This is a genomic window from Marinobacter sp. KMM 10035 (assembly GCF_046537445.1).
GTDB classification, from domain to species: domain Bacteria; phylum Pseudomonadota; class Gammaproteobacteria; order Pseudomonadales; family Oleiphilaceae; genus Marinobacter; species Marinobacter sediminicola.
The window spans coordinates 2,042,857-2,061,165 of record NZ_JBBVMG010000001.1 but is presented as its reverse complement, the minus strand read 5'-3'; the positions used below and the strand labels follow the sequence as shown (position 1 = coordinate 2,061,165).

The following is an 18,309-nucleotide window of genomic DNA, read 5'->3' as shown; positions in this document are numbered from 1 at the left end:
CTGGCTAACTACAATGCAGAGTATCAGGTATGCGCGACGATGTAGTCGATCGCGTCCTGAACACTGGCCAGCTTCTCGGCTTCTTCATCAGGAATTTCAGTTTCAAATTCCTCTTCCAGTGCCATCACCAGCTCAACGGTGTCCAGTGAGTCAGCGCCAAGATCCTCTACAAAAGAAGATGAGTTCTGAACTTCGGACTCTTTAACGCCCAGCTGTTCACAAACGATCTTCTTAACGCGCTCTTCAACTGTACTCATAATGTCCTCACTTATTGTGTATCTACCAAGCAACTCAAGTGCTGCCAGTTTAGTGTAAACCCTACCTGCAAACAAGCAGGGATCCGGTTAAACATGTTGCGCGACAACGAGTTGCGCACGAGCTCCGATGCTGGAGCCTATCCCATGTACATTCCGCCGTTCACATGAATGGTTTCCCCAGTCACGTAACCGGCAACATCCGATGCCAGGAAAGCAACAAGCGCTGCCACCTCTTCCGGCTCCCCCAAACGACCCGCGGGTATGATTTCCAGCATAGCTTCACGCTGCTTGTCGTCCAGTTTTTTTGTCATATCTGTGTCGATAAATCCAGGGGCCACACAATTCGCTGTGATGCCACGATTCGACATTTCTTTAGCAAGGCTGCGGGTAAACCCCTCAACGCCGGCTTTTGCTGCACAGTAATTGCTCTGCCCGGCATTGCCCATACTGGCAACCACAGAGCTTACGTTGATAACGCGCCCCCAACGTGCCTTCGCCATGCCTCGCAACACAGCTTTAGTCGTACGGTACACGCTTGAGAGGTTGGTTTCGAGAACCGCCGCCCAATCATCGTCTTTCAGCCGCATCAGCAGGTTATCACGGGTGATGCCAGCATTATTGACCAAAATCAGAGGTGCCGCAGATCTATTGGCTATTTCTTTCAGGCCAGCTTCAATGCTTTCGGCATCCGCGACGTTCATCACGATGCCATAACCGTTTGCACCAGCCGCCTGGAGGTTTTCGGTAATAGTTGCTGCCCCCTCTGCGGTTGTGGCAGTGCCGACAACCTCTGCACCCTGCTTTGCGAGCGCCAGAGCAATAGCTTTTCCGATTCCGCGAGTAGCACCGGTTACCAGTGCTGTTTTACCTTCCAGAGACATGCACAACTCCATTAAACATCAAGACGGTTCAAATGCCGCAAGTGCAGCAGCCAACGCCTCGGGGTCTTCGATGCCATGAACGGCGAGCCCCCGGTCAATTCGCTTGGCCAGCCCTGCAAGCACTTTGCCAGTGCCACACTCAAGGGCAACCTTAACGTCATTCCCCACCAGTGTGCGAACCGAATCCGTCCACAATACCGGAGAATACAACTGCTTCAACAGATTTGCCTTTAGTGTAGCTGAATCTGTAACCGCTGCAGCGTTAACATTCTGTATAACCGGGATGACAGCATCGTTAAAACGAACCTCATCCAGAGCCTGACCCAGCTCTTCAGCTGCGCCCTTCATTAAAGCACAGTGCGAAGGAACGCTGACCGGCAAAGGCATAGCCTTACGCGCGCCCCTGGCTTTACAGGCTTCAATAGCCCGATCAACAGCGGCAACTGAGCCGGCAATGACAACCTGGCCGGGCGCGTTAAAATTAACCGCTGCCACCACATCGCCATTCGCAGCTTCTTCACAGGCCGCAACAACATCGGCGTCCTCCAGACCAAGAATAGCCGCCATTTTGCCTTCGCCAGCAGGAACGGCCTCTTGCATCAGTTCACCACGCAGGCGCACCAATTTCACAGCTTCTACAAAATCAAGGCTTTCAGCAGCTACCAGCGCACTGTACTCACCCAGACTGTGCCCCGCCAGAAAATCGGGCCGCGGCCCGCCGGCAACAAACCACTCACGCCATAGTGCGACGCTTGCAGTCAGCATCGCGGGCTGGGTAATCATGGTCTGATTGAGCTCTTCTGCCGGCCCTTTCTGGCAAAGATGCCACAAGTCGTAGCCCAGCACATTCGAGGCTTCTGCAAAGGTTTTGTTAATCATGGGCCAAGATTCGGCAGCTATGGATAGCATGCCAACCGACTGGGAACCCTGTCCGGGAAATATAAAGGCTGATTTCATAAGCGGGATCTTATCGTCATTGGGAGTTTCAGGAGATTAGCCAATAGTACAAGTTGGCTGGATTTTGCGCGAATAAACCGAATGATTTCAAACAAGCTCTTTTTCAAGGAGCCAGAGGCAGAGGGCTACTCAAAGCATCAAATCATCGAGACGCTCATTAATGCGCCTGGGGACCTCGAGTTCAACCTCAAGAACGGCTTGGCGAATGGCCGCAAGCATGGCCCGTTCATTGGCGTTGCCGTGGCTTTTTATAACCACGCCCTGAAGGCCAAGAAGGCTGGCACCATTGTGCCGCGAAGGATCCATCAAACGGAGAAGCCTACCGATGATAGGACGTGCGAGAAGACCTACAAAACGGCCGTAAAGAGTGCGGGTAAATGCCTGCTCCATCAACTCAATAAGCAACCCGGCGACACCCTCGCCCGTTTTCAGCGCGATATTACCCACAAAGCCATCACAAACCACTACATCCGCAACATCACGAAACAGATCACTGCCTTCCACGTAGCCGATGTAGTTAATGGAGTCGCATTGGGCGAGCATGTGAGAGGCAAGACGAACTTGCTCGTTGCCTTTTATCTCCTCCTCGCCTACGTTCAGCAGCGCCACGCGTGGCTCGCCCTGACTGCAGATTGCCGATGCCATCAATGAGCCCATCAGAGCATATTGGTAGAGGTTTTCCGCACTGGAATCAACGTTGGCGCCAAGATCCAGAACATGGCAGCGCCCCCGTAGCGAGGGGATAAGTTTGGTGATTGCAGGGCGTTCAATGCCCGGATACATACGGATAATGGAACGACCAAATGCCATCAAGGCCCCGGTATTCCCCGCACTGACACACCCCTGAGCCTCGCCATCACGCACCAGCCTCAAGGCAATTGCCATGGACGAGTTTTTTTTATGCCGCAACGCATGGGACGGGCGCTCGTTCATGCGCACAACGTCTGCAGCTTCAACAATACGAATTCGTGGGTGCCCCTCATGCAACAAAGCCTCAAGCTCACTCCGGATTCCCACCAGAATGAAGCTCAAGGCTTTGTTTTCACACACCGCTTCGAGGGCCGCAGCTACTACCACTGCCGGGCCTCGATCGCCACTCATGGCGTCAACCGCTATGGTAACCGGATTCACCGCTTGCCCACTCGATTGAGGTTTGCGCGGCTATACAACGAGATTACTCGTCGTTAGCTTCGATTACCTGCTTGCCACGGTAAAACCCGTCTGGAGATACGTGGTGACGGCGATGAACTTCACCCGTTGTTGAATCAGTGCTCAGAGCTGCAGTGCTCAGGGCATCGTGGGCACGACGCATGCCACGCTTGGAACGAGTCTTACGGTTCTTCTGTACAGCCATGGTTCTACTCCTGACCTGTTAACGTAAACTTTACTTGAATAGGGTTACGAATAACGTATGTTCGTTTGATTGCGCCGGCGCCCATTATAGATGCCCACGCCCTGATTAATGCTTTGTATTCTTGAGCCCCGCCAGCACACTGAACGGGTTTTCGCCTGCCTTCTTCTCAGGTTTTGCAGAAGAACCATCTGGCTCATAAGCTTTCAGGTCTTCGTTAGCCGGGCATTCGCCCCGATCGTGAAGAGGGTACGGTGCCAAAACCAACAGCAACTCGTCCTCTGTCATCGACCACAAATCCGCACTGAAATCATCAGTCAGAAAAGGTTCAAGGTCTTTAGGCAAACCTTGGGCCTGCTCATCACTGGTCACCAGCCCAAGTACGAACTGAGAAACCAACACAGATTTCATAGGCCCCATGCAACGCTGGCACTCCAGATTTACCGGAACCTCCAACTCACCCGAGACGATGCGGCGACGCTCGCTATCCTTATAAAAGGACAGCTTTACGCGACAGACAGCACCATCTTCAAACCCAAAAACAGCTTCACGGAAACGAGACAATGCACTGAGAGGAATTTCTCCCTCCAGTACGCTGCTGTGCTCCGCCAACTTATATGGGTCGACTATTTTCGGTAATTCGGCACTAGACGCATTTGACATAGGCGCGCAATTCTAGGGGCGAAGCTCGCTGCTGTCAAAGACTTCGTCCGCTTTTGCCAAGGGCTTTCCGTTTTCGTAGGTGTATTTTACGATACGGGCACAGAAATTGGCCCAAAATTATCGAAGGAGCACCGACTCATGCCCCGGAAACACCTGCTGCTGGCGTCTTCTTCCCCTTATCGCCGGGAGCTTCTAGCCCGGCTCGGGCTGCCCTTCAGCTGTGCAAGTCCGAATATTAACGAATCACCAGTACCAGGAGAAGATCCCGTTACCCTGGCGACACGCTTAGCCGAAAGTAAATCCATAGCCTTGGCTTCCAGTTACCCAGGACATTGGATTATTGGCTCGGATCAAGTTGCCGCCCTACCCAACGGCACCCTGTTAAATAAACCCGGAAATTACTCAACTGCCTTCCAGCAACTGGAGCAGTGCAGTAGCAAAAGCGTCAACTTCCATACCGGGCTTGCGCTTCTGGACGTCGACTCCGGAAATCTACAAACTTATTGTGAGCAATTTACCGTACATTTTCGCGATCTGACGACCCGGGAGATCGACGCATACCTGCACAAAGAAGAACCTTACGACTGCGCGGGCAGCTTTAAAATGGAAGGCCTGGGCATAAGCCTTTTCCGAGAACTGCAAGGCAGAGACCCGAACAGTCTTGTCGGCCTCCCACTTATCGCGCTCAATGAAATGCTGATAGCCTGGGGCAGAAATCCGCTAATGGAGCCCTAGCAAGCTCTCCCGCCCGCTATTAGCGTAATTCCAGTCGAGACTCCACGAGTTGCGAAGCAATGCCCTGACCAAAAGAGACACCAAGCTGATCCACAAGATCTCGCAGCGCCCCTTTGCGGCGACTGTAATCGACCAAGTCTTCCTGACCAACAATCTGCCTGGCAACATAGGAGGTGCTTCCCAGCCCATCAATCAGCCCAAGCTCAAGAGCCTGCTCTCCACTCCAAACCAACCCGCTAAACAGCCGCTCATCGTCCGCAAGGCGGTCTCCGCGCCCTTTCTTTACAGCCTCTATAAATTGCTGATGCGTGTTCTCGAGCACGCTTTGCCAGAAGGCCACCTCCCCTTCTTGCTCTGGGGAAAACGGATCCAGGAACGCCTTGTTATCGCCTGATGTATAAAGCCTACGCTCAACACCCAGCTTATCCATAGCACCTGTAAACCCGAAACCGCCAGCTACAACACCAATAGAGCCTACAAGGCTGGCGCGGTTTGCGTAGATTTCATCAGCCGCTGCCGCAATATAATAAGCGCCGGACGCACCGATATCCGAGATCACCGCATAGACTTTCTTCTCCGGGTGCTCGCCCCTGAGGCGTTTGATCTCGTCGTAAATATAACCGGACTGAACAGGACTCCCTCCCGGACTATTAATACGTAATATCACCGCCACAGCATTCTCCTGCTCAAATGCTGATCGCAACGAGCCAACAATATTGTCGGCACTGGCAATCTCATCAGCAGAAATTGGCCCGTTAATTTCGACAACCGCTGTATGCTCGCCAGTTGTTGCCTCCAAGCTCCCACCGAGCGGTGACCAAACAATCGCCAACAGTGCAAACAGGTAAGCAAAGGTAAGGAACTTGAAAAAGATACCCCAGCGCCGGCTACGACGCTGCTCAGACTGCAATGACATCACCAGCTTTTCTATCAACTTCCAGTCGCGCCCTGTCTCCGGCGGCAGGTTTGGCTTGCGTCGCAACGCACCTTGCTCAGCAGGTTTATCTCCCCACTCAGGCGTTTTATCGGAATCCCAGTCACTCATGAACGTTTCCTGTCAGAAATAAATTTACCAAGGTCAACCTACAAACCAAGTACGTCGCGAAGGTCCGTAACAGTATCTACAATCGCGTGAGGCGCATAATCACCAAGCACGTCGCGCTTGTGCACACCCCACTCCACACCAATCGAGGGCATGCCGATTCGCTGCGCCATTTCCAGGTCATAACGGGTATCGCCGATCATGACGGCTTCGGCAGGCTTGATGCCATAAAAAAGCAAAATCTCTTCCAGCATGCGCGGATCTGGCTTGGATCGGGTTTCATCGGCGCAGCGGGTAATATCAAAATGCGGCCCCAACCCACTGGAAACCAGCGCGGGCTCAAGCCCTCTGCGACTTTTGCCAGTTGCTACCGAACACCCGCGACCAGAACTCTGAAGATCCAGTACGACATCCGCCATACCTTCAAAAAGATTCTGCGGCGTTGTTATTTTACGAAAGAAATAATTCGCATACCCTTCTCGTATGCTTGTTATCTCGTCGCGACCAAGCCCCGGATAAAGCCGCTCCAAAGCCTCAACCATGCCCAAACCAATTATGTCCCGGTATGCCTCTCGCTCCAGCGCCGGGTACCCGAGATCTGTGGCTGCCTGGTGCAGGCTCTCGGCAATATGGTCTACGGAATCCACCAAGGTTCCATCCCAATCGAAGATAACCGCTTTCACATCCATTAATCTGCTCCCGTCGCACGCACTTCAAGCCTGCCTAGCACGTGACTGAATACATCATCATAAGGTGCCTCAAACCGAACCGCCTCCCCGGTAACAGGCAGGGAGAATTCGAGTGCTCTGGCGTGCAACATTAAACGCTGCCCACCAACCGCCCGAAACGCTTTGAGACTTACATCATCCATATACTTGTCATCACCCGCTATCGGATGACCGGAACACAAACTGTGAACGCGAATCTGATGGGTTCGACCAGTAATGGGCGAGGCCTCCACCAGACTGTACCCTTTGTAGCGCTCCAAACAACGAAAGGTTGTCAATGAGGCCTTGCCAGCTTCATCCACCCTGACCCGACGCTCCCCATTAGGCATTTCATAGCGCAACAAAGGCTCTTCAACACGACTAAGCTTATCCGGCCAATCCCCGGCAACCAGTGCATGGTACTGCTTGCGAATGCGCCTTTGCCGAAGTTCATCTTGCAAAAAACGCAAAGCTGAGCGTTTCTTGGCAACCATAACCAGACCGGAAGTATCCCTGTCCAAGCGATGCACCAATTCGAGGAAGCGCGCCTCCGGCCGAGCTGACCGCAGCACCTCAATCAACCCGAAACTGAGACCACTACCACCGTGCACTGCTATTCCAGATGGCTTATTAACCACCAGCATCTGGTCGTTCTCGAACACTACCGCAGCCTCTACGACACTCTGCACCCGACTACCTGGAGCAGCTTGCGGCACTTTTTCTTTCCGTATAACCGGTGGGATACGCACCTGATCGCCCGTCACAAGACGGGTATCCGGCTTCACCCTGCCCTTATTAATTCGCACCTCGCCTTTGCGCACGATGCGATAAATGATGCTTCTGGGCACCCCACGAAGCTGCGCCAACAAAAAATTATCCACGCGCTGACCATGGTTATCCTCATCTACCGTTACCCATACAACCCCCTGCTGCACCACTTGCGGGCCAGGGCTAGCCTGCTTGCTGTCTTCGCGAGACACCGGATGAGGCGCCGACTTTCTCACCCGGGATTTAGCGGGCTTTCCGGTAGCAGTTTTGCGAGACATAAGGTTCCTTTCACGGGTGGTAAAACTGGCGACAAAAGCAGGATTGAACGGTTCTTTGAATACTGTTATATTCCGGCGTGATCTGTCGTTTGTCTACGGCCTGACCTACTCTAGTCAGAAGCCGGAGCGGCAGAAGAGTATACCGACACTATTCAAGAGTTTGAACGCCGGACGCCCAATCACTATCGGGCACGGCGTAAGAAATGCTTCCGGAGTGTCAGAGCAGACCCGTAATAAAGAAACGGCGAGCTGACACCGGAGAAACTGAAACCGCGCGGAAAACCGCCGGGCGATATCGCGAAGAATCACTGCCACGCAAGGCCGGGCCGTCCAGCTTACGAATACGACGTGAGACCCAGGCACTTGTGTGAACTAGAAAACGGATTATATGCGCCAACAGACACGAACCCTATACGACTCTTCTCTGCCATTAGGTAGGCGGATTGTCAGCGGTGGTCTCAGATCAACGGGATCATACCCCGGAAGGGAATGATTCGTCTGTCCGCCGCTCACCCCCTGATGTAACAGGGCCAGCGGCACGCATATCCCTGCTTCGCAGATGCGACGCCCTATGGTTTTCTGTCAAAATTTACTGACAGGAATAACCTCTTTCCATGAAAAGAATGCTCATCAATGCAACTCACCCAGAAGAGTTGCGCGTCGCCCTGGTTGACGGCCAGCGTCTGTTTGACCTCGATATCGAATCCAGCTCCCGTGAGCAGAAAAAGGCCAACATCTACAAGGGGCGAATTACCCGCGTAGAGCCGAGCCTGGAAGCCGCATTTGTAGACTTCGGTGCAGACCGCCATGGCTTTTTGCCATTAAAAGAAATCTCCCGGGATTACTTCAAAAAGTCACCAGGCCAAATTGAAGGCAAGGTGAACATCAAGGAAGTGGTTGCTGAAGGTCAGGAAGTCATTGTTCAGGTTGATAAAGAAGAGCGTGGTAACAAAGGTGCCGCACTGACAACCTTTATCTCCCTTGCCGGCCGCTATCTTGTGTTGATGCCCAATAACCCTCGTGCAGGTGGTATCTCCCGCCGCATTGAAGGGGAAGAGCGCGCGCAGCTGAAAGATGCCATGAACAGCGTTCAGGTGCCCAAGTCCATGGGCATTATTGTGCGCACCGCAGGCATCGGCCGCACGTCTGAAGAGCTTCAGTGGGATCTCGACTACCTGGTGCAATTCTGGGAAGCCATTACCCAGGCCGCCGGTGAGCGCAAGGCACCCTTCCTGATTCATCAGGAAAGCAACGTTATCATCCGTGCTGTTCGCGATTACCTGCGCCAGGATATCGGAGAGGTACTGATCGACTCGGAAGGCGTTTACGAAGACGTGCTTAACTTCGTTCGCGCAGTAATGCCAACCTTCGAGAACAAGATCAAGCTGTACAAGGACGAAATCCCTTTGTTCAGCCGGTATCAAATTGAAGGCCAGATTGAGACCGCATTCCAGCGTGAGGTAAAGCTCCCCTCTGGCGGCTCTATTGTTATCGATCCAACAGAAGCTCTGGTTTCCATCGACATCAACTCATCCCGTGCCACCAAGGGCCAGGATATCGAAGAGACCGCTTACCAGACTAACCTGGAAGCAGCCGAAGAAATTGCACGCCAGCTCCGCTTGCGAGACATGGGCGGCCTGATCGTCATCGACTTTATCGACATGACCCCAGCCAGACACCAGCGCGAAGTCGAGCAGAAAATGCGCGAAGCCCTGGAAATCGACCGTGCCCGTGTTCAGGTTGGCAAGATCTCACGCTTCGGACTGCTGGAGATGTCACGCCAACGGCTGCGCCCTTCTCTGGGAGAAACCCGCAGTGAAGTCTGCCCGCGCTGTGAAGGCCAAGGCACGATCCGTGGCATCGAATCCCTGGCATTGAGCATAATGCGCCTTATCTACGAAGAGTCATCCAAGGACAAGACCGGAGAGGTACGGGCTATAGTGCCGGTTTCTGTGGCCACATTCCTGCTTAACGAAAAGCGCAAGCAGCTTGCCGATATTGAAGCCCGCCAGGAAGTGAACATTGTTATTGTGCCGGTTCCCCACATGGAAACACCGCACTTTGAAATCCTGCGTATGCGCGACGACGAAGCAGCTCCCGAGCATGTGTCGAGCCACCAGGTAGCTCAGGAATACAGCGAGCGCGAAGAAGAAGTCTTTGAAACGCCAGCAGCGGACAAACCTGCTCGCGAACAGGCTGCCATAAGGGCTATTCGCCCAAGGGCTCCTGTTCCGACTGCAGCAGCCCCGCAAGCAGCTGCCGCCCAAGCGTCAGCAGAGCAAGACGATGGCCTGTTCCGCAGAATAGGCCGCAAGATTGCGTGCTTCTTTAGCGGTGAAGAAGAGTCTCAGAGCGAAGTCAGCGGCAAAGGCAAAGCCAAGGCAAACGCTAACCGCGAAGATCAGCGCAACCAGGCTCGGCAAGATCGCCGTAAAACACGTGTTGCCCGCGATAGCCAAAACGCTGGCGGAACCAACCGCAAGCCTAACGAGCGCCGTCAAAGCAACAACCAGTCGAACCGCGGTGACGAAAACCGCTCGCGCGGCCGCAACCGTAACGACGACCAGACCCGCCCCAATCAGAATCGTCAGGCTGCTGACACCGACACCAAGGGCTCTGACAACAGAAATGGTGAAAGTCGCGGTGGCGATAACCGTCGGGACAACCGAAAAGATGGCCAGAACCGTGGTCAAAACCGCAATCGCCCGCAGCGTGAAGCTAAAAATAACGGTGATCAAAAAGACACGGTTCAGCAAGACGCCCCACAAAAGGCCTCTACTGAAAAGTCCAGCTCTGACGATAGCCGTCGTAAGCCACGCCGCCCCCGTAATCGGGATGGCTCACCTTCCGAGAACCCGGCATCTACACCAGCTGCCCGCAAGAACACCCGCAATGAGCGGCATCAGAAGGACACTCAGCCTGAAGCAGGTAACGACAACGCTGATGTGAAAACAGCAGCTGCAGCCGTGCCTGCAAAGGCCAATGCTCACGTTACTACCGATGCACCAGGGGCTCAGCAAGCCGAGCAAAAGCAACCGGAGCAGGCGAAAAAGCCTCAAGTTCCAGCTAAAGATTTGGCAGCTGAAAAGCCCGAAGTACCTGCTGCAAAGCCTAAAGTTGATACACCTGAAGCGACAACCGAGGCGAGCAAGGCATCTCCTGCCCCCAAGGCTAAGGAGCCTGAGGCCCAGAGCGCTAGTGAGCGCACCCCTGAGCCTGCCAGCAAGCCCACAACTGAGCCAGCGCAAAAGCCTGCTGCAGAGGCCGAACAGAAGCCCTCAGCAACAGCCGAGCCCACAGTAAGAGCTGCAGAAGCGTCTTCCGCTAAAGCCGAAGAGCCATCTGCTAAAGAAATTAAAGAGCCCTCGGCTAAAGAGGCTAAAGAGCCCTTAGCTAATGAGACCAAAGAGTCTTCAGCCAAGCAGACTAAAGAAACACCCGCTGCAAAGGCTGAGCCTGCCGTTCCTCAAAGCGAAGCAGCTCCGGCTCGAAAGCCAAGATCAGCGCCCGCCAGAAGCAAAGCCAAAACTGCCGCTGAGGATAAGCCTGCAGAAGCTGAAGACAAGTCTGCAGGGAAGGCACCGGCAGATAAGCCCGCGCCAGAACAGAGCAAACCTGCTCCGGCAGCAGCCACGCCGGTTACTGATACTGGTATTCCAGTAACCCCCGGGCGCGCATACAACGACCCTCGTGAAATGCGCAAGCGCCAACAAGCGGCCGAAGCAGCCAAAAAATCCGAGGAAAACTAACCGATGCTGTCCAATTCCGACATCGAAGCACTGGAAGACATACTGTTCGCAGAGCCTTGGGGCGACGACGCCCTGGACTTCTTCGGCTTTCATGGCGTGGTCTGCGCCAGTGTCGTCGGGCCAGCCAAACTGAGCGTGGAAACCGTTTTCCGGCTCGTGACGGGTACCGATGACACACCCGGCGGCGGAATTCCGGAAACCTTCCGCCAGTGCGTTACGCAACTGGCAGGAGACATGGCCAAAGCCCTCGATATGGGCCAGGCTATTGAACTTCCGGAACCGGAAGACGGTGACCCGATGAATGCACTGGAAAACTGGTGTGCAGGTTTTGTGGACACCTTCCTGGAGCATGAAGATGAGTGGCTGGACGCCGCAAGCGAAGAAGAGACAGCCGACCTGATGGTACCCATGCTGACACTGTCAGGACTGTTTGATGACGAAGACTTCCAAAACGTTCGCAGCAGTGAAAAGCTGTCAGGTCAGATGGCAGATGCTATTCCTGACTCGCTGACTGATCTTTACCTGCTGTTCCACGCACCGGATTAATCCGGTGCGTGGGCGCCAGGAACCTGCTTGAAATGATGCCAGACTGGCTCCAGCCCGTCTGGCATTTTCATTATCCGCCCCAGCTCACACCAAGGCGCACCGGGAAAGTGAAAATCACTACCCTGAGACGCAAGAAGCTTCTCCCGCATACATAATTCGGTTAAAAACCCAAGGTCACCACTGGATTGCCCCGATGTGCTCACTTCAATGGACTGCCCCCCGGCACGGCGAAAATCGGCCGTCAGTTCCCGCAACTTCGTTGCAGTAAGCTGATACTTTCTGGGATGAGCCAGTACCGCAACTCCTCCCGCTGAATTGATCCATCGCACAACTTCCGCCAATTCTGGCCAGTAGGCCTTTACATCACCCACTTTACCCGCCCCCAGGTGGCGCTTGAACGCCTGTGCAGCATTTTTCACCACACCTGACTCCACCATCACCCGTGCAAAGTGTGGCCGCCCAGGCACATCACCGCCAGCTTCTGTAGTGGCACGCTCAAGCAAGTCCGGAATGGCAAGTTTGCTCAGCCGCTCAGTAATCATCGCGGCTCTGGCCCAACGGTTACGGTTTTGCTGCTCCAACGCCGCGAGAAATTCGCTGTTGTTGATATCAAAGTCCAACCCGACGATGTGTATCGTGCGACTTCGCCACAAGCAGGAAAGCTCGATACCAGAAATCAACACCACTCCATTGGCGTCTGCTGCAACCTGGGCTTCAGCAAGGCCGCTAATCGTATCGTGATCCGTAAGAGCAAGATGCGTAACCTTGTTCTCTGCAGCACGAACCAATAGCTCCGTGGGTGAGAGCGCCCCATCTGACGCGGTGCTATGACAATGCAGATCAATGCACAAAACGGGGTCTTGCGGTATAGTCACAAAAATTTCCAAATGAAATAAATAACGAAGTGAATGGCAACACTCAGGTTCAGGCCAGATTATGCTGACCGGAACATACAGTGTACCAGCCCCGCAACTCCATGCGTCACTTTGCAGGCCCTCAAGGAATCGGAGACCCCATGTATTACGCCATTATCAGTGAAGATGTTGATAACAGCCTTGCCCTGCGCAAGAGCGCAAGGCCTGCTCATATTGAACGTCTGCAACAGTTGAAGAAAGAAGGCCGACTTCTCGTTGCCGGGCCTCACCCGGCTATAGACACCCCAGATCCCGGCGAAGCCGGCTTCTCAGGCAGCCTCGTGATAGCGGAGTTTGACTCCCTGGCTGCAGCTGAGGCTTGGGCGGCCAACGATCCTTATATGGACGCAGGCGTTTACAGCAGAGTAACGGTTAAACCATTTAAAGTAGTTCTACCCTGACGCTACCAATAGAATTCCATGAGCTTATTGTAATGACAGCTCGCTTGAACCACCGCATATCTGTGACAAAATTGCGGCTTTAATATTAACGAGTTTTTAAACCGAACATTGTGGGAACCTTGCCAGTGACGCTTTTTCGCCTTGCCATCAGTGCTTTATTTGTATTGTCATCCATAGCCATGGCTCAGGCGAAAACCGTCTGGGTTGATGATCAGCTCTACCTACCTGTTCGTTCGGGCGCCGGCACCCAGTTCCGCATCATTGAAAACGCCGTACCCAGCGGCACGGCTTTGGAAGTTCTCGACGTTTCTGATTCCGGCTATACTCGAGTACGTACGCCAAAAGGCAATGACGGCTGGGTTTCTACCCAATACCTGAGTGAAAGGCCCATCGCAGCGGACAGACTGAAAACCGTCAGCCGTCAGCTCGAGCAGGCGCAAACAGAGCTGGCCTCGCTGAAAGGGCAACTGAAGGACGTGTCCAGTGAGCGGGACACATTGAGTTCAGCAGAATCGACGCTCTCGACCCAGACAGAGGAATTGCAACAGGAACTCAGACGTATCAAAAGCATAGCTTCAGATTCAATCAATCTGGTTCGCCGAAATCGCGAACTATTGGAGGAGAATCAGAAGCTGCGCAACGACCTGGAAGTACTAACCGCTGAGAACGAGCGGCTGGAAGCCGGCAAGGAATCTGATTTCATGCTGGTTGGTGCCGGCCTTGTACTTGGAGGTGTTCTTCTGGCTCTGCTTATACCGATGCTCAAACCCACAAGAAAAACTGATAACTGGGCGTGAATTATATGAAGGACTATTCGGAGAAGCGCGATTTTCATCGCATGCAGGTTGAGTCAGAAATAGAGATCACTGATAGCAAAGGAAGAACGTTTGCTGGAATTTGCAGAGATCTCAGTGCTACGGGCATGCAATTGCTTGTCCGAGACCCCGTAGCCGTCGGAGAGGAACTGAGCACGGTGCTACACCCGAGCAACGATCAGTTCCCTCCACTGGAAACAATATGCGAGGTTATCCGTTGCGAACCTGAGGGTGACGGCTTTCTGCTGGGGGCCAACATCAGCGAAGTCACCCGCTAGGCGCACTCCCCTGGCGCTATACCAGGGATTTCTCTGACACGATGATGCCGTTGTTGTCAGCATACACGTAGTGGCCTGGACGGAAGGTCACGCCGTGGAACGTTACTGGCACATCCAAGTCGCCAAGACCGCGCTTTTCACTTTTCCGGGGATAGGTAGCCAGCGCCTGCACCCCCAGATCCGTTTTCCCGATCTCATCAACATCCCGCACACAGCCGTAAATGATTAAGCCTGCCCAGCCATTACTGGCGGCCTTCTCAGCCAGCATATCGCCCAGCAACGCGTGACGCATCGAGCCGCCACCATCTACCACCATCACACGCCCCTTACCAGGCAGGCCAACCTGCTCCTTAACCACAGAGTTGTCTTCAAAGCACTTTACAGTGACGATTTCGCCACCGAAGGCCTTGATTCCGCCATAGTTATTGAAGCCGGGTGCTGCCACCTCAACTTCCGGAAACTCATCACACAAATCCGGAGTAATAATCGTTGTCACCTTATTGCTCTCCTTAATTGCCAAAGTAAGTGCAAGAAACAGTCAGTCGATTTTTTCGTCTGCGAGGAAGAACCAGGTATCCAGCACCGAATCCGGGTTAAGAGATACGGTATCAATACCCTGATCCATCAGCCATTTTGCAAGATCCGGGTGATCAGATGGCCCCTGACCACAGATGCCAATGTACTTACCTGCCTTTTTGCAGGCCTGGATGGCACTGGACAAAAGAATCTTCACGGCCTCATCCCGCTCGTCGAACAGGTGCGCGATAATACCCGAGTCACGATCCAACCCAAGCGTAAGCTGGGTCAAGTCGTTGGAGCCGATAGAGAAACCATCAAAGTGCTCAAGGAACCTTTCCGCCAGCAATGCGTTGCCCGGCAGCTCACACATCATGATCACCCGCAGGCCATTCTCGCCGCGCTTAAGACCGTTTTCAGCCAGCAACTTGACCACTTGCTCTGCTTCACCCACGGTGCGCACGAAGGGCACCATAATCTCTACGTTGGTCAGCCCCATTTCATTGCGCACTCTCTTGAGCGCGCGGCACTCCAGTTCGAAACAATCACGGAAAGTTTCAGAGATATAGCGAGATGCCCCACGGAAACCCAGCATCGGATTTTCTTCGTCTGGCTCGTACAAAGTGCCACCAATCAAATTGGCGTACTCATTGGATTTAAAATCAGACAAGCGCACGATGACCTTCTTGGGTGAGAAAGCAGCGGCCAGGGTAGAGATTCCTTCCACCAGCTTATCTACATAAAAATCAACGGGTGAGCTATAACCGGAAATACGCTTTTCTACAGTCTGCTTTATATCCCGGGGCAGACTGTCAAAATTAAGAAGCGCTTTGGGATGCACACCAATCATACGGTTAATAATAAACTCGAGGCGTGCAAGGCCAACGCCTTCATTGGGCAGTGACTGGAAATCAAAGGCACGATCCGGGTTGCCCACGTTCATCATGATCTTGAACGGTATATTGGGCATGGAATCTACGGTATTTTCACGCAGCTCAAAGTCCAGTGCACCTTCGTAAATCAGCCCCGTGTCGCCTTCAGCGCACGAAACTGTTACTTCCTGCCCGTTCGTCAGTACTTCGGTGGCATCCCCACAGCCTACTACCGCTGGGATACCCATCTCCCTGGCAATAATGGCTGCGTGACAAGTACGGCCACCGCGATCTGTAATAATGGCAGAAGCCCGTTTCATAACAGGCTCCCAGTCCGGATCTGTCATATCCGTTACCAGCACATCGCCATCCTGCACCAGATCCATTTCCTTGATGCTGGTAATAATTTTGACAGGGCCTGCACCGATTTTGTGACCAATGCTACGGCCTTCCACCAGCACCGTACCGGTTTCATTGAGCAGGTAACGCTCCATCACGTTTGCAGACGCCCGGCTTTTAACCGTCTCCGGCCGAGCCTGCACGATGTAGATTTTTCCGTCGTCGCCATCTTTGGCCCATTCGATATCCATGGGCCTCTGATAATGTTTCTCGATGATCATGGCCTGCTTGGCCAGCTCTTCAACTTCTGCATCCGTAATGCAGAACCGACCTCGCTCTTCCGGATCTACCTTAATGGTCTCTACAAGCTGGCCCGTGTCCGGCTCTGAGTGGTAAACCATTTTGATGGCTTTACTACCCAGGTTACGGCGCAGAACAGCGGGCCTGCCTGCTGCCAGTGTGGGCTTGTGAACGTAGAACTCGTCCGGGTTTACCGCACCCTGCACTACCGTTTCACCAAGGCCATAAGAACCAGTGATGAACACCACATCACGGAAGCCAGACTCTGTATCCAGCGTAAACATTACGCCACTGGCTGCAGTTTCACTGCGTACCATCTTCTGAATGCCGGCAGACAAGGCTACAAGCTTGTGATCAAAGCCGTGGTGGACGCGGTAGGAAATAGCACGATCGTTAAACAGTGACGCAAACACCTCCTTGACCGAGGTACGAACCTGCTCCAGGCCAACCACGTTCAGGAAGGTTTCCTGCTGGCCAGCAAACGAGGCGTCCGGCAGATCTTCAGCGGTTGCAGACGAGCGCACGGCTACCGCCATACTCTCATTACCGTCCTGCATTTGTACGTAAGCTTCCTTGAGAGACTCTTCCAACGCATCCGGAAACGGCGTATCAATTATCCACTGGCGGATTTTTGCCCCTACGCGGGCAAGTTCGTTCACATCATTTACATCAAGCGTATCAAGGAGGTTATCAATTTTGTCCTTCAAACCATCCTTAGCGAGAAACTCACGATAGGCATGGGAAGTGGTAGCAAAACCGCCAGGAACGGTTACACCTGCATTGGCGAGATTACTGATCATTTCACCGAGGGAGGCGTTTTTTCCGCCTACCCGGTCAACATCGGACATTCCCAGGTGATCAAACCAGATTATGTAATCTTCCAAAGCGCGTCTCCCTCGAATCTGTGTACTGAAGAATAAAACCGTGCCAGCGGCGGCAAGCGTAAAAAGCGGACAACAACCACTGCGGAGTCTCTAACTTGCCGTGTATGATACTGTAACCTTCGGAATTTACCTAGGGAGCCCCTGAGAAAGTACACTGTACTTTGCTGGGAGCCCCTGACAAATGCGCCCCGACATTTCTCCTGACACGGACCCGGAAAAACATCATGAAACGCACAGCCTTCTTCATTTCAGACGGCACCGGCATTACCGCCGAGGCTCTTGGGCACAGCCTTCTGGCCCAATTCGATAAAATAGATTTTGAACGGGTTACCGTACCTTACATAGACGATGTTGAGAAAGCCCGGGACATGGTCAAGCGCATTAACAGTGCAGCGGAAACCGACGGTGCCCGCCCACTGGTCTTTGATACGATCCTCGATAGCTCCATTCGAGAGGTTATCTCTGATGCGCAGGGCTTCATGATAGATATATTCGGGACTTTCCTTAAGCCGCTCGAGGCTGAACTCCAATCTTCGTCGTCCTACTCTGTCGGCAAATCCCACTCTATCAATAATGAAGGGGTTTATGAGCGACGTATCGCCGCGGTGAACTTTGCTCTGGATAACGATGATGGTGCACGTACACGACATTACGATGAAGCAGACCTGATTCTGGTTGGTGCGTCCCGTAGCGGAAAAACCCCAACCTGCCTGTACCTGGCACTTCAGTATGGCGTAAAAGCCGCCAACTACCCGATCACCGAAGACGACCTGTCAGACCAACAGATGCCCAATGCTCTGCGGCCGCACAAGGAAAAGATTTTTGGACTGACAATTGAACCAGAAAGACTGGCCACCATTCGTAATGAGCGGAGGCCGAATTCACGCTACGCCTCGATTCAGCAATGCATGCATGAAATTGAAGAGATTGAGCTTATGTACCGGAGGGAGCGCATTCCATTCCTGAATACGACCGCTTACTCCGTGGAAGAAATTTCGACCCGAATTATGGTTACCACGGGGCTTAAGAGAAACCGCTGAAATCTAGCCTGTTGAA

The 18,309-nt window shown here is 53.3% G+C and carries 19 protein-coding genes; 7 read left to right on the top strand and 12 right to left on the bottom strand.

The genetic code is table 11. The features are described 5' to 3' along the window. Positions 1–23 precede the first annotated feature (23 nt). The 6 genes from acpP to AADB16_RS09200 form a co-directional block, all read right to left on the bottom strand. Positions 24–257 carry an acyl carrier protein gene (acpP, locus tag AADB16_RS09225; RefSeq protein ID WP_012136033.1) on the bottom strand — a complete coding sequence of 78 codons (234 nt, stop codon included), beginning with the start codon at positions 255–257 and terminating at the stop codon, positions 24–26. Positions 258–394: 137 nt separating this feature from the next. Then, on the bottom strand, positions 395–1,138 hold the full coding sequence (gene fabG, locus AADB16_RS09220) for a 3-oxoacyl-ACP reductase FabG (RefSeq protein WP_410802816.1): 744 nt from the start codon (positions 1,136–1,138) through the stop codon (positions 395–397). Between the two features lie 18 nt (positions 1,139–1,156). Further along, complete coding sequence (gene fabD / locus AADB16_RS09215) at positions 1,157–2,095, bottom strand: ACP S-malonyltransferase (RefSeq protein ID WP_309043147.1); 939 nt, start codon at positions 2,093–2,095, stop codon at positions 1,157–1,159. 129 nt (positions 2,096–2,224) lie between these two features. After that, entirely contained in the window at positions 2,225–3,226 is a 1,002-nt protein-coding gene (gene plsX / locus AADB16_RS09210) for a phosphate acyltransferase PlsX (protein ID WP_298447839.1), read from the bottom strand. A gap of 43 nt (positions 3,227–3,269) precedes the next feature. After that, positions 3,270–3,449, bottom strand: a complete 180-nt coding sequence (rpmF, locus tag AADB16_RS09205) for a 50S ribosomal protein L32 (RefSeq protein WP_298447841.1) — start codon at positions 3,447–3,449, stop codon at positions 3,270–3,272. 105 nt (positions 3,450–3,554) lie between these two features. Further along, positions 3,555–4,109: a YceD family protein gene (locus AADB16_RS09200; protein ID WP_410802814.1), complete on the bottom strand. Its 555-nt coding sequence runs from the start codon at positions 4,107–4,109 to the stop codon at positions 3,555–3,557. Between the two features lie 138 nt (positions 4,110–4,247). On the opposite strand from AADB16_RS09200, the gene AADB16_RS09195 reads away from it, so the two are divergent. Then, positions 4,248–4,844 carry a Maf family protein gene (locus AADB16_RS09195; RefSeq protein ID WP_410802812.1) on the top strand — a complete coding sequence of 199 codons (597 nt, stop codon included), beginning with the start codon at positions 4,248–4,250 and terminating at the stop codon, positions 4,842–4,844. Between the two features lie 19 nt (positions 4,845–4,863). Here the strand turns inward: AADB16_RS09195 and AADB16_RS09190 are convergent, their stop codons facing one another. The 3 genes from AADB16_RS09190 to rluC are packed head-to-tail and all read right to left on the bottom strand — an operon-like array spanning position 4,864 to position 7,639. Further along, positions 4,864–5,889, bottom strand: a complete 1,026-nt coding sequence (locus AADB16_RS09190; RefSeq protein ID WP_410802810.1) for a S49 family peptidase — start codon at positions 5,887–5,889, stop codon at positions 4,864–4,866. 38 nt (positions 5,890–5,927) lie between these two features. Continuing rightward, positions 5,928–6,575: an HAD family hydrolase gene (locus AADB16_RS09185; RefSeq protein WP_410802808.1), complete on the bottom strand. Its 648-nt coding sequence runs from the start codon at positions 6,573–6,575 to the stop codon at positions 5,928–5,930. Beyond that, entirely contained in the window at positions 6,575–7,639 is a 1,065-nt protein-coding gene (rluC, locus tag AADB16_RS09180; RefSeq protein ID WP_309043143.1) for a 23S rRNA pseudouridine(955/2504/2580) synthase RluC, read from the bottom strand. Before rluC ends, AADB16_RS09185 begins: the two co-directional genes overlap by 1 nt. Before the next feature lie 614 nt (positions 7,640–8,253). Between rluC and rne the strand changes: the two genes are divergently transcribed. Beyond that, positions 8,254–11,388: a ribonuclease E gene (rne, locus tag AADB16_RS09175; protein ID WP_410802806.1), complete on the top strand. Its 3,135-nt coding sequence runs from the start codon at positions 8,254–8,256 to the stop codon at positions 11,386–11,388. Positions 11,389–11,391: 3 nt separating this feature from the next. Then, complete coding sequence (locus AADB16_RS09170) at positions 11,392–11,934, top strand: YecA family protein (protein WP_410802804.1); 543 nt, start codon at positions 11,392–11,394, stop codon at positions 11,932–11,934. Here AADB16_RS09170 and AADB16_RS09165 read toward each other — a convergent pair. After that, a complete protein-coding gene (locus AADB16_RS09165; protein WP_410802802.1) occupies positions 11,931–12,809 on the bottom strand; it encodes a PHP domain-containing protein in 879 nt (292 codons plus the stop codon). The genes AADB16_RS09170 and AADB16_RS09165 overlap by 4 nt on opposite strands. Before the next feature lie 140 nt (positions 12,810–12,949). On the opposite strand from AADB16_RS09165, the gene AADB16_RS09160 reads away from it, so the two are divergent. From AADB16_RS09160 to AADB16_RS09150, 3 genes are all read left to right on the top strand, one after another. Then, positions 12,950–13,249 carry a YciI family protein gene (locus AADB16_RS09160; RefSeq protein WP_309043478.1) on the top strand — a complete coding sequence of 100 codons (300 nt, stop codon included), beginning with the start codon at positions 12,950–12,952 and terminating at the stop codon, positions 13,247–13,249. A gap of 125 nt (positions 13,250–13,374) precedes the next feature. After that, the gene (locus tag AADB16_RS09155) at positions 13,375–14,046 is read left to right on the top strand and encodes a TIGR04211 family SH3 domain-containing protein (protein ID WP_410802800.1); all 672 of its coding nucleotides are present in this window, start codon (positions 13,375–13,377) and stop codon (positions 14,044–14,046) included. 5 nt (positions 14,047–14,051) lie between these two features. Beyond that, on the top strand, positions 14,052–14,342 hold the full coding sequence (locus AADB16_RS09150; RefSeq protein WP_309043138.1) for a PilZ domain-containing protein: 291 nt from the start codon (positions 14,052–14,054) through the stop codon (positions 14,340–14,342). 16 nt (positions 14,343–14,358) lie between these two features. On the opposite strand, the gene rraA is transcribed toward AADB16_RS09150, so the two are convergent. Together rraA and ppsA are read right to left on the bottom strand one after the other, a co-directional pair. Next, the gene (rraA, locus tag AADB16_RS09145) at positions 14,359–14,838 is read right to left on the bottom strand and encodes a ribonuclease E activity regulator RraA (RefSeq protein WP_309043137.1); all 480 of its coding nucleotides are present in this window, start codon (positions 14,836–14,838) and stop codon (positions 14,359–14,361) included. 42 nt (positions 14,839–14,880) lie between these two features. Beyond that, positions 14,881–17,253 (bottom strand): phosphoenolpyruvate synthase, encoded by a 2,373-nt coding sequence (gene ppsA / locus AADB16_RS09140; RefSeq protein WP_298447869.1) that lies wholly within the window; start codon positions 17,251–17,253, stop codon positions 14,881–14,883. A gap of 224 nt (positions 17,254–17,477) precedes the next feature. Here ppsA and AADB16_RS09135 point away from each other — a divergent pair, with 224 nt between their 5' ends. Further along, on the top strand, positions 17,478–18,293 hold the full coding sequence (locus AADB16_RS09135) for a pyruvate, water dikinase regulatory protein (RefSeq protein ID WP_298447871.1): 816 nt from the start codon (positions 17,478–17,480) through the stop codon (positions 18,291–18,293). Positions 18,294–18,309 lie beyond the last annotated feature (16 nt).

Excerpts from the sequence above, each read along its gene's own strand:
- acpP (WP_012136033.1), bottom strand. The coding sequence starts at position 257 with ATGAGTACAGTTGAAGAGCGCGTTAAGAAGATCGTTTGTGAACAGCTG.
- fabG (WP_410802816.1), bottom strand. The coding sequence starts at position 1,138 with ATGTCTCTGGAAGGTAAAACAGCACTGGTAACCGGTGCTACTCGCGGA.
- fabD (WP_309043147.1), bottom strand. The coding sequence starts at position 2,095 with ATGAAATCAGCCTTTATATTTCCCGGACAGGGTTCCCAGTCGGTTGGC.
- rpmF (WP_298447841.1), bottom strand. The coding sequence starts at position 3,449 with ATGGCTGTACAGAAGAACCGTAAGACTCGTTCCAAGCGTGGCATGCGT.
- AADB16_RS09200 (WP_410802814.1), bottom strand. The coding sequence starts at position 4,109 with ATGTCAAATGCGTCTAGTGCCGAATTACCGAAAATAGTCGACCCATAT.
- AADB16_RS09195 (WP_410802812.1), top strand. The coding sequence starts at position 4,248 with ATGCCCCGGAAACACCTGCTGCTGGCGTCTTCTTCCCCTTATCGCCGG.
- AADB16_RS09190 (WP_410802810.1), bottom strand. The coding sequence starts at position 5,889 with ATGAGTGACTGGGATTCCGATAAAACGCCTGAGTGGGGAGATAAACCT.
- AADB16_RS09185 (WP_410802808.1), bottom strand. The coding sequence starts at position 6,575 with ATGGATGTGAAAGCGGTTATCTTCGATTGGGATGGAACCTTGGTGGAT.
- rluC (WP_309043143.1), bottom strand. The coding sequence starts at position 7,639 with ATGTCTCGCAAAACTGCTACCGGAAAGCCCGCTAAATCCCGGGTGAGA.
- rne (WP_410802806.1), top strand. The coding sequence starts at position 8,254 with ATGAAAAGAATGCTCATCAATGCAACTCACCCAGAAGAGTTGCGCGTC.
- AADB16_RS09170 (WP_410802804.1), top strand. The coding sequence starts at position 11,392 with ATGCTGTCCAATTCCGACATCGAAGCACTGGAAGACATACTGTTCGCA.
- AADB16_RS09160 (WP_309043478.1), top strand. The coding sequence starts at position 12,950 with ATGTATTACGCCATTATCAGTGAAGATGTTGATAACAGCCTTGCCCTG.
- AADB16_RS09150 (WP_309043138.1), top strand. The coding sequence starts at position 14,052 with ATGAAGGACTATTCGGAGAAGCGCGATTTTCATCGCATGCAGGTTGAG.
- AADB16_RS09135 (WP_298447871.1), top strand. The coding sequence starts at position 17,478 with ATGAAACGCACAGCCTTCTTCATTTCAGACGGCACCGGCATTACCGCC.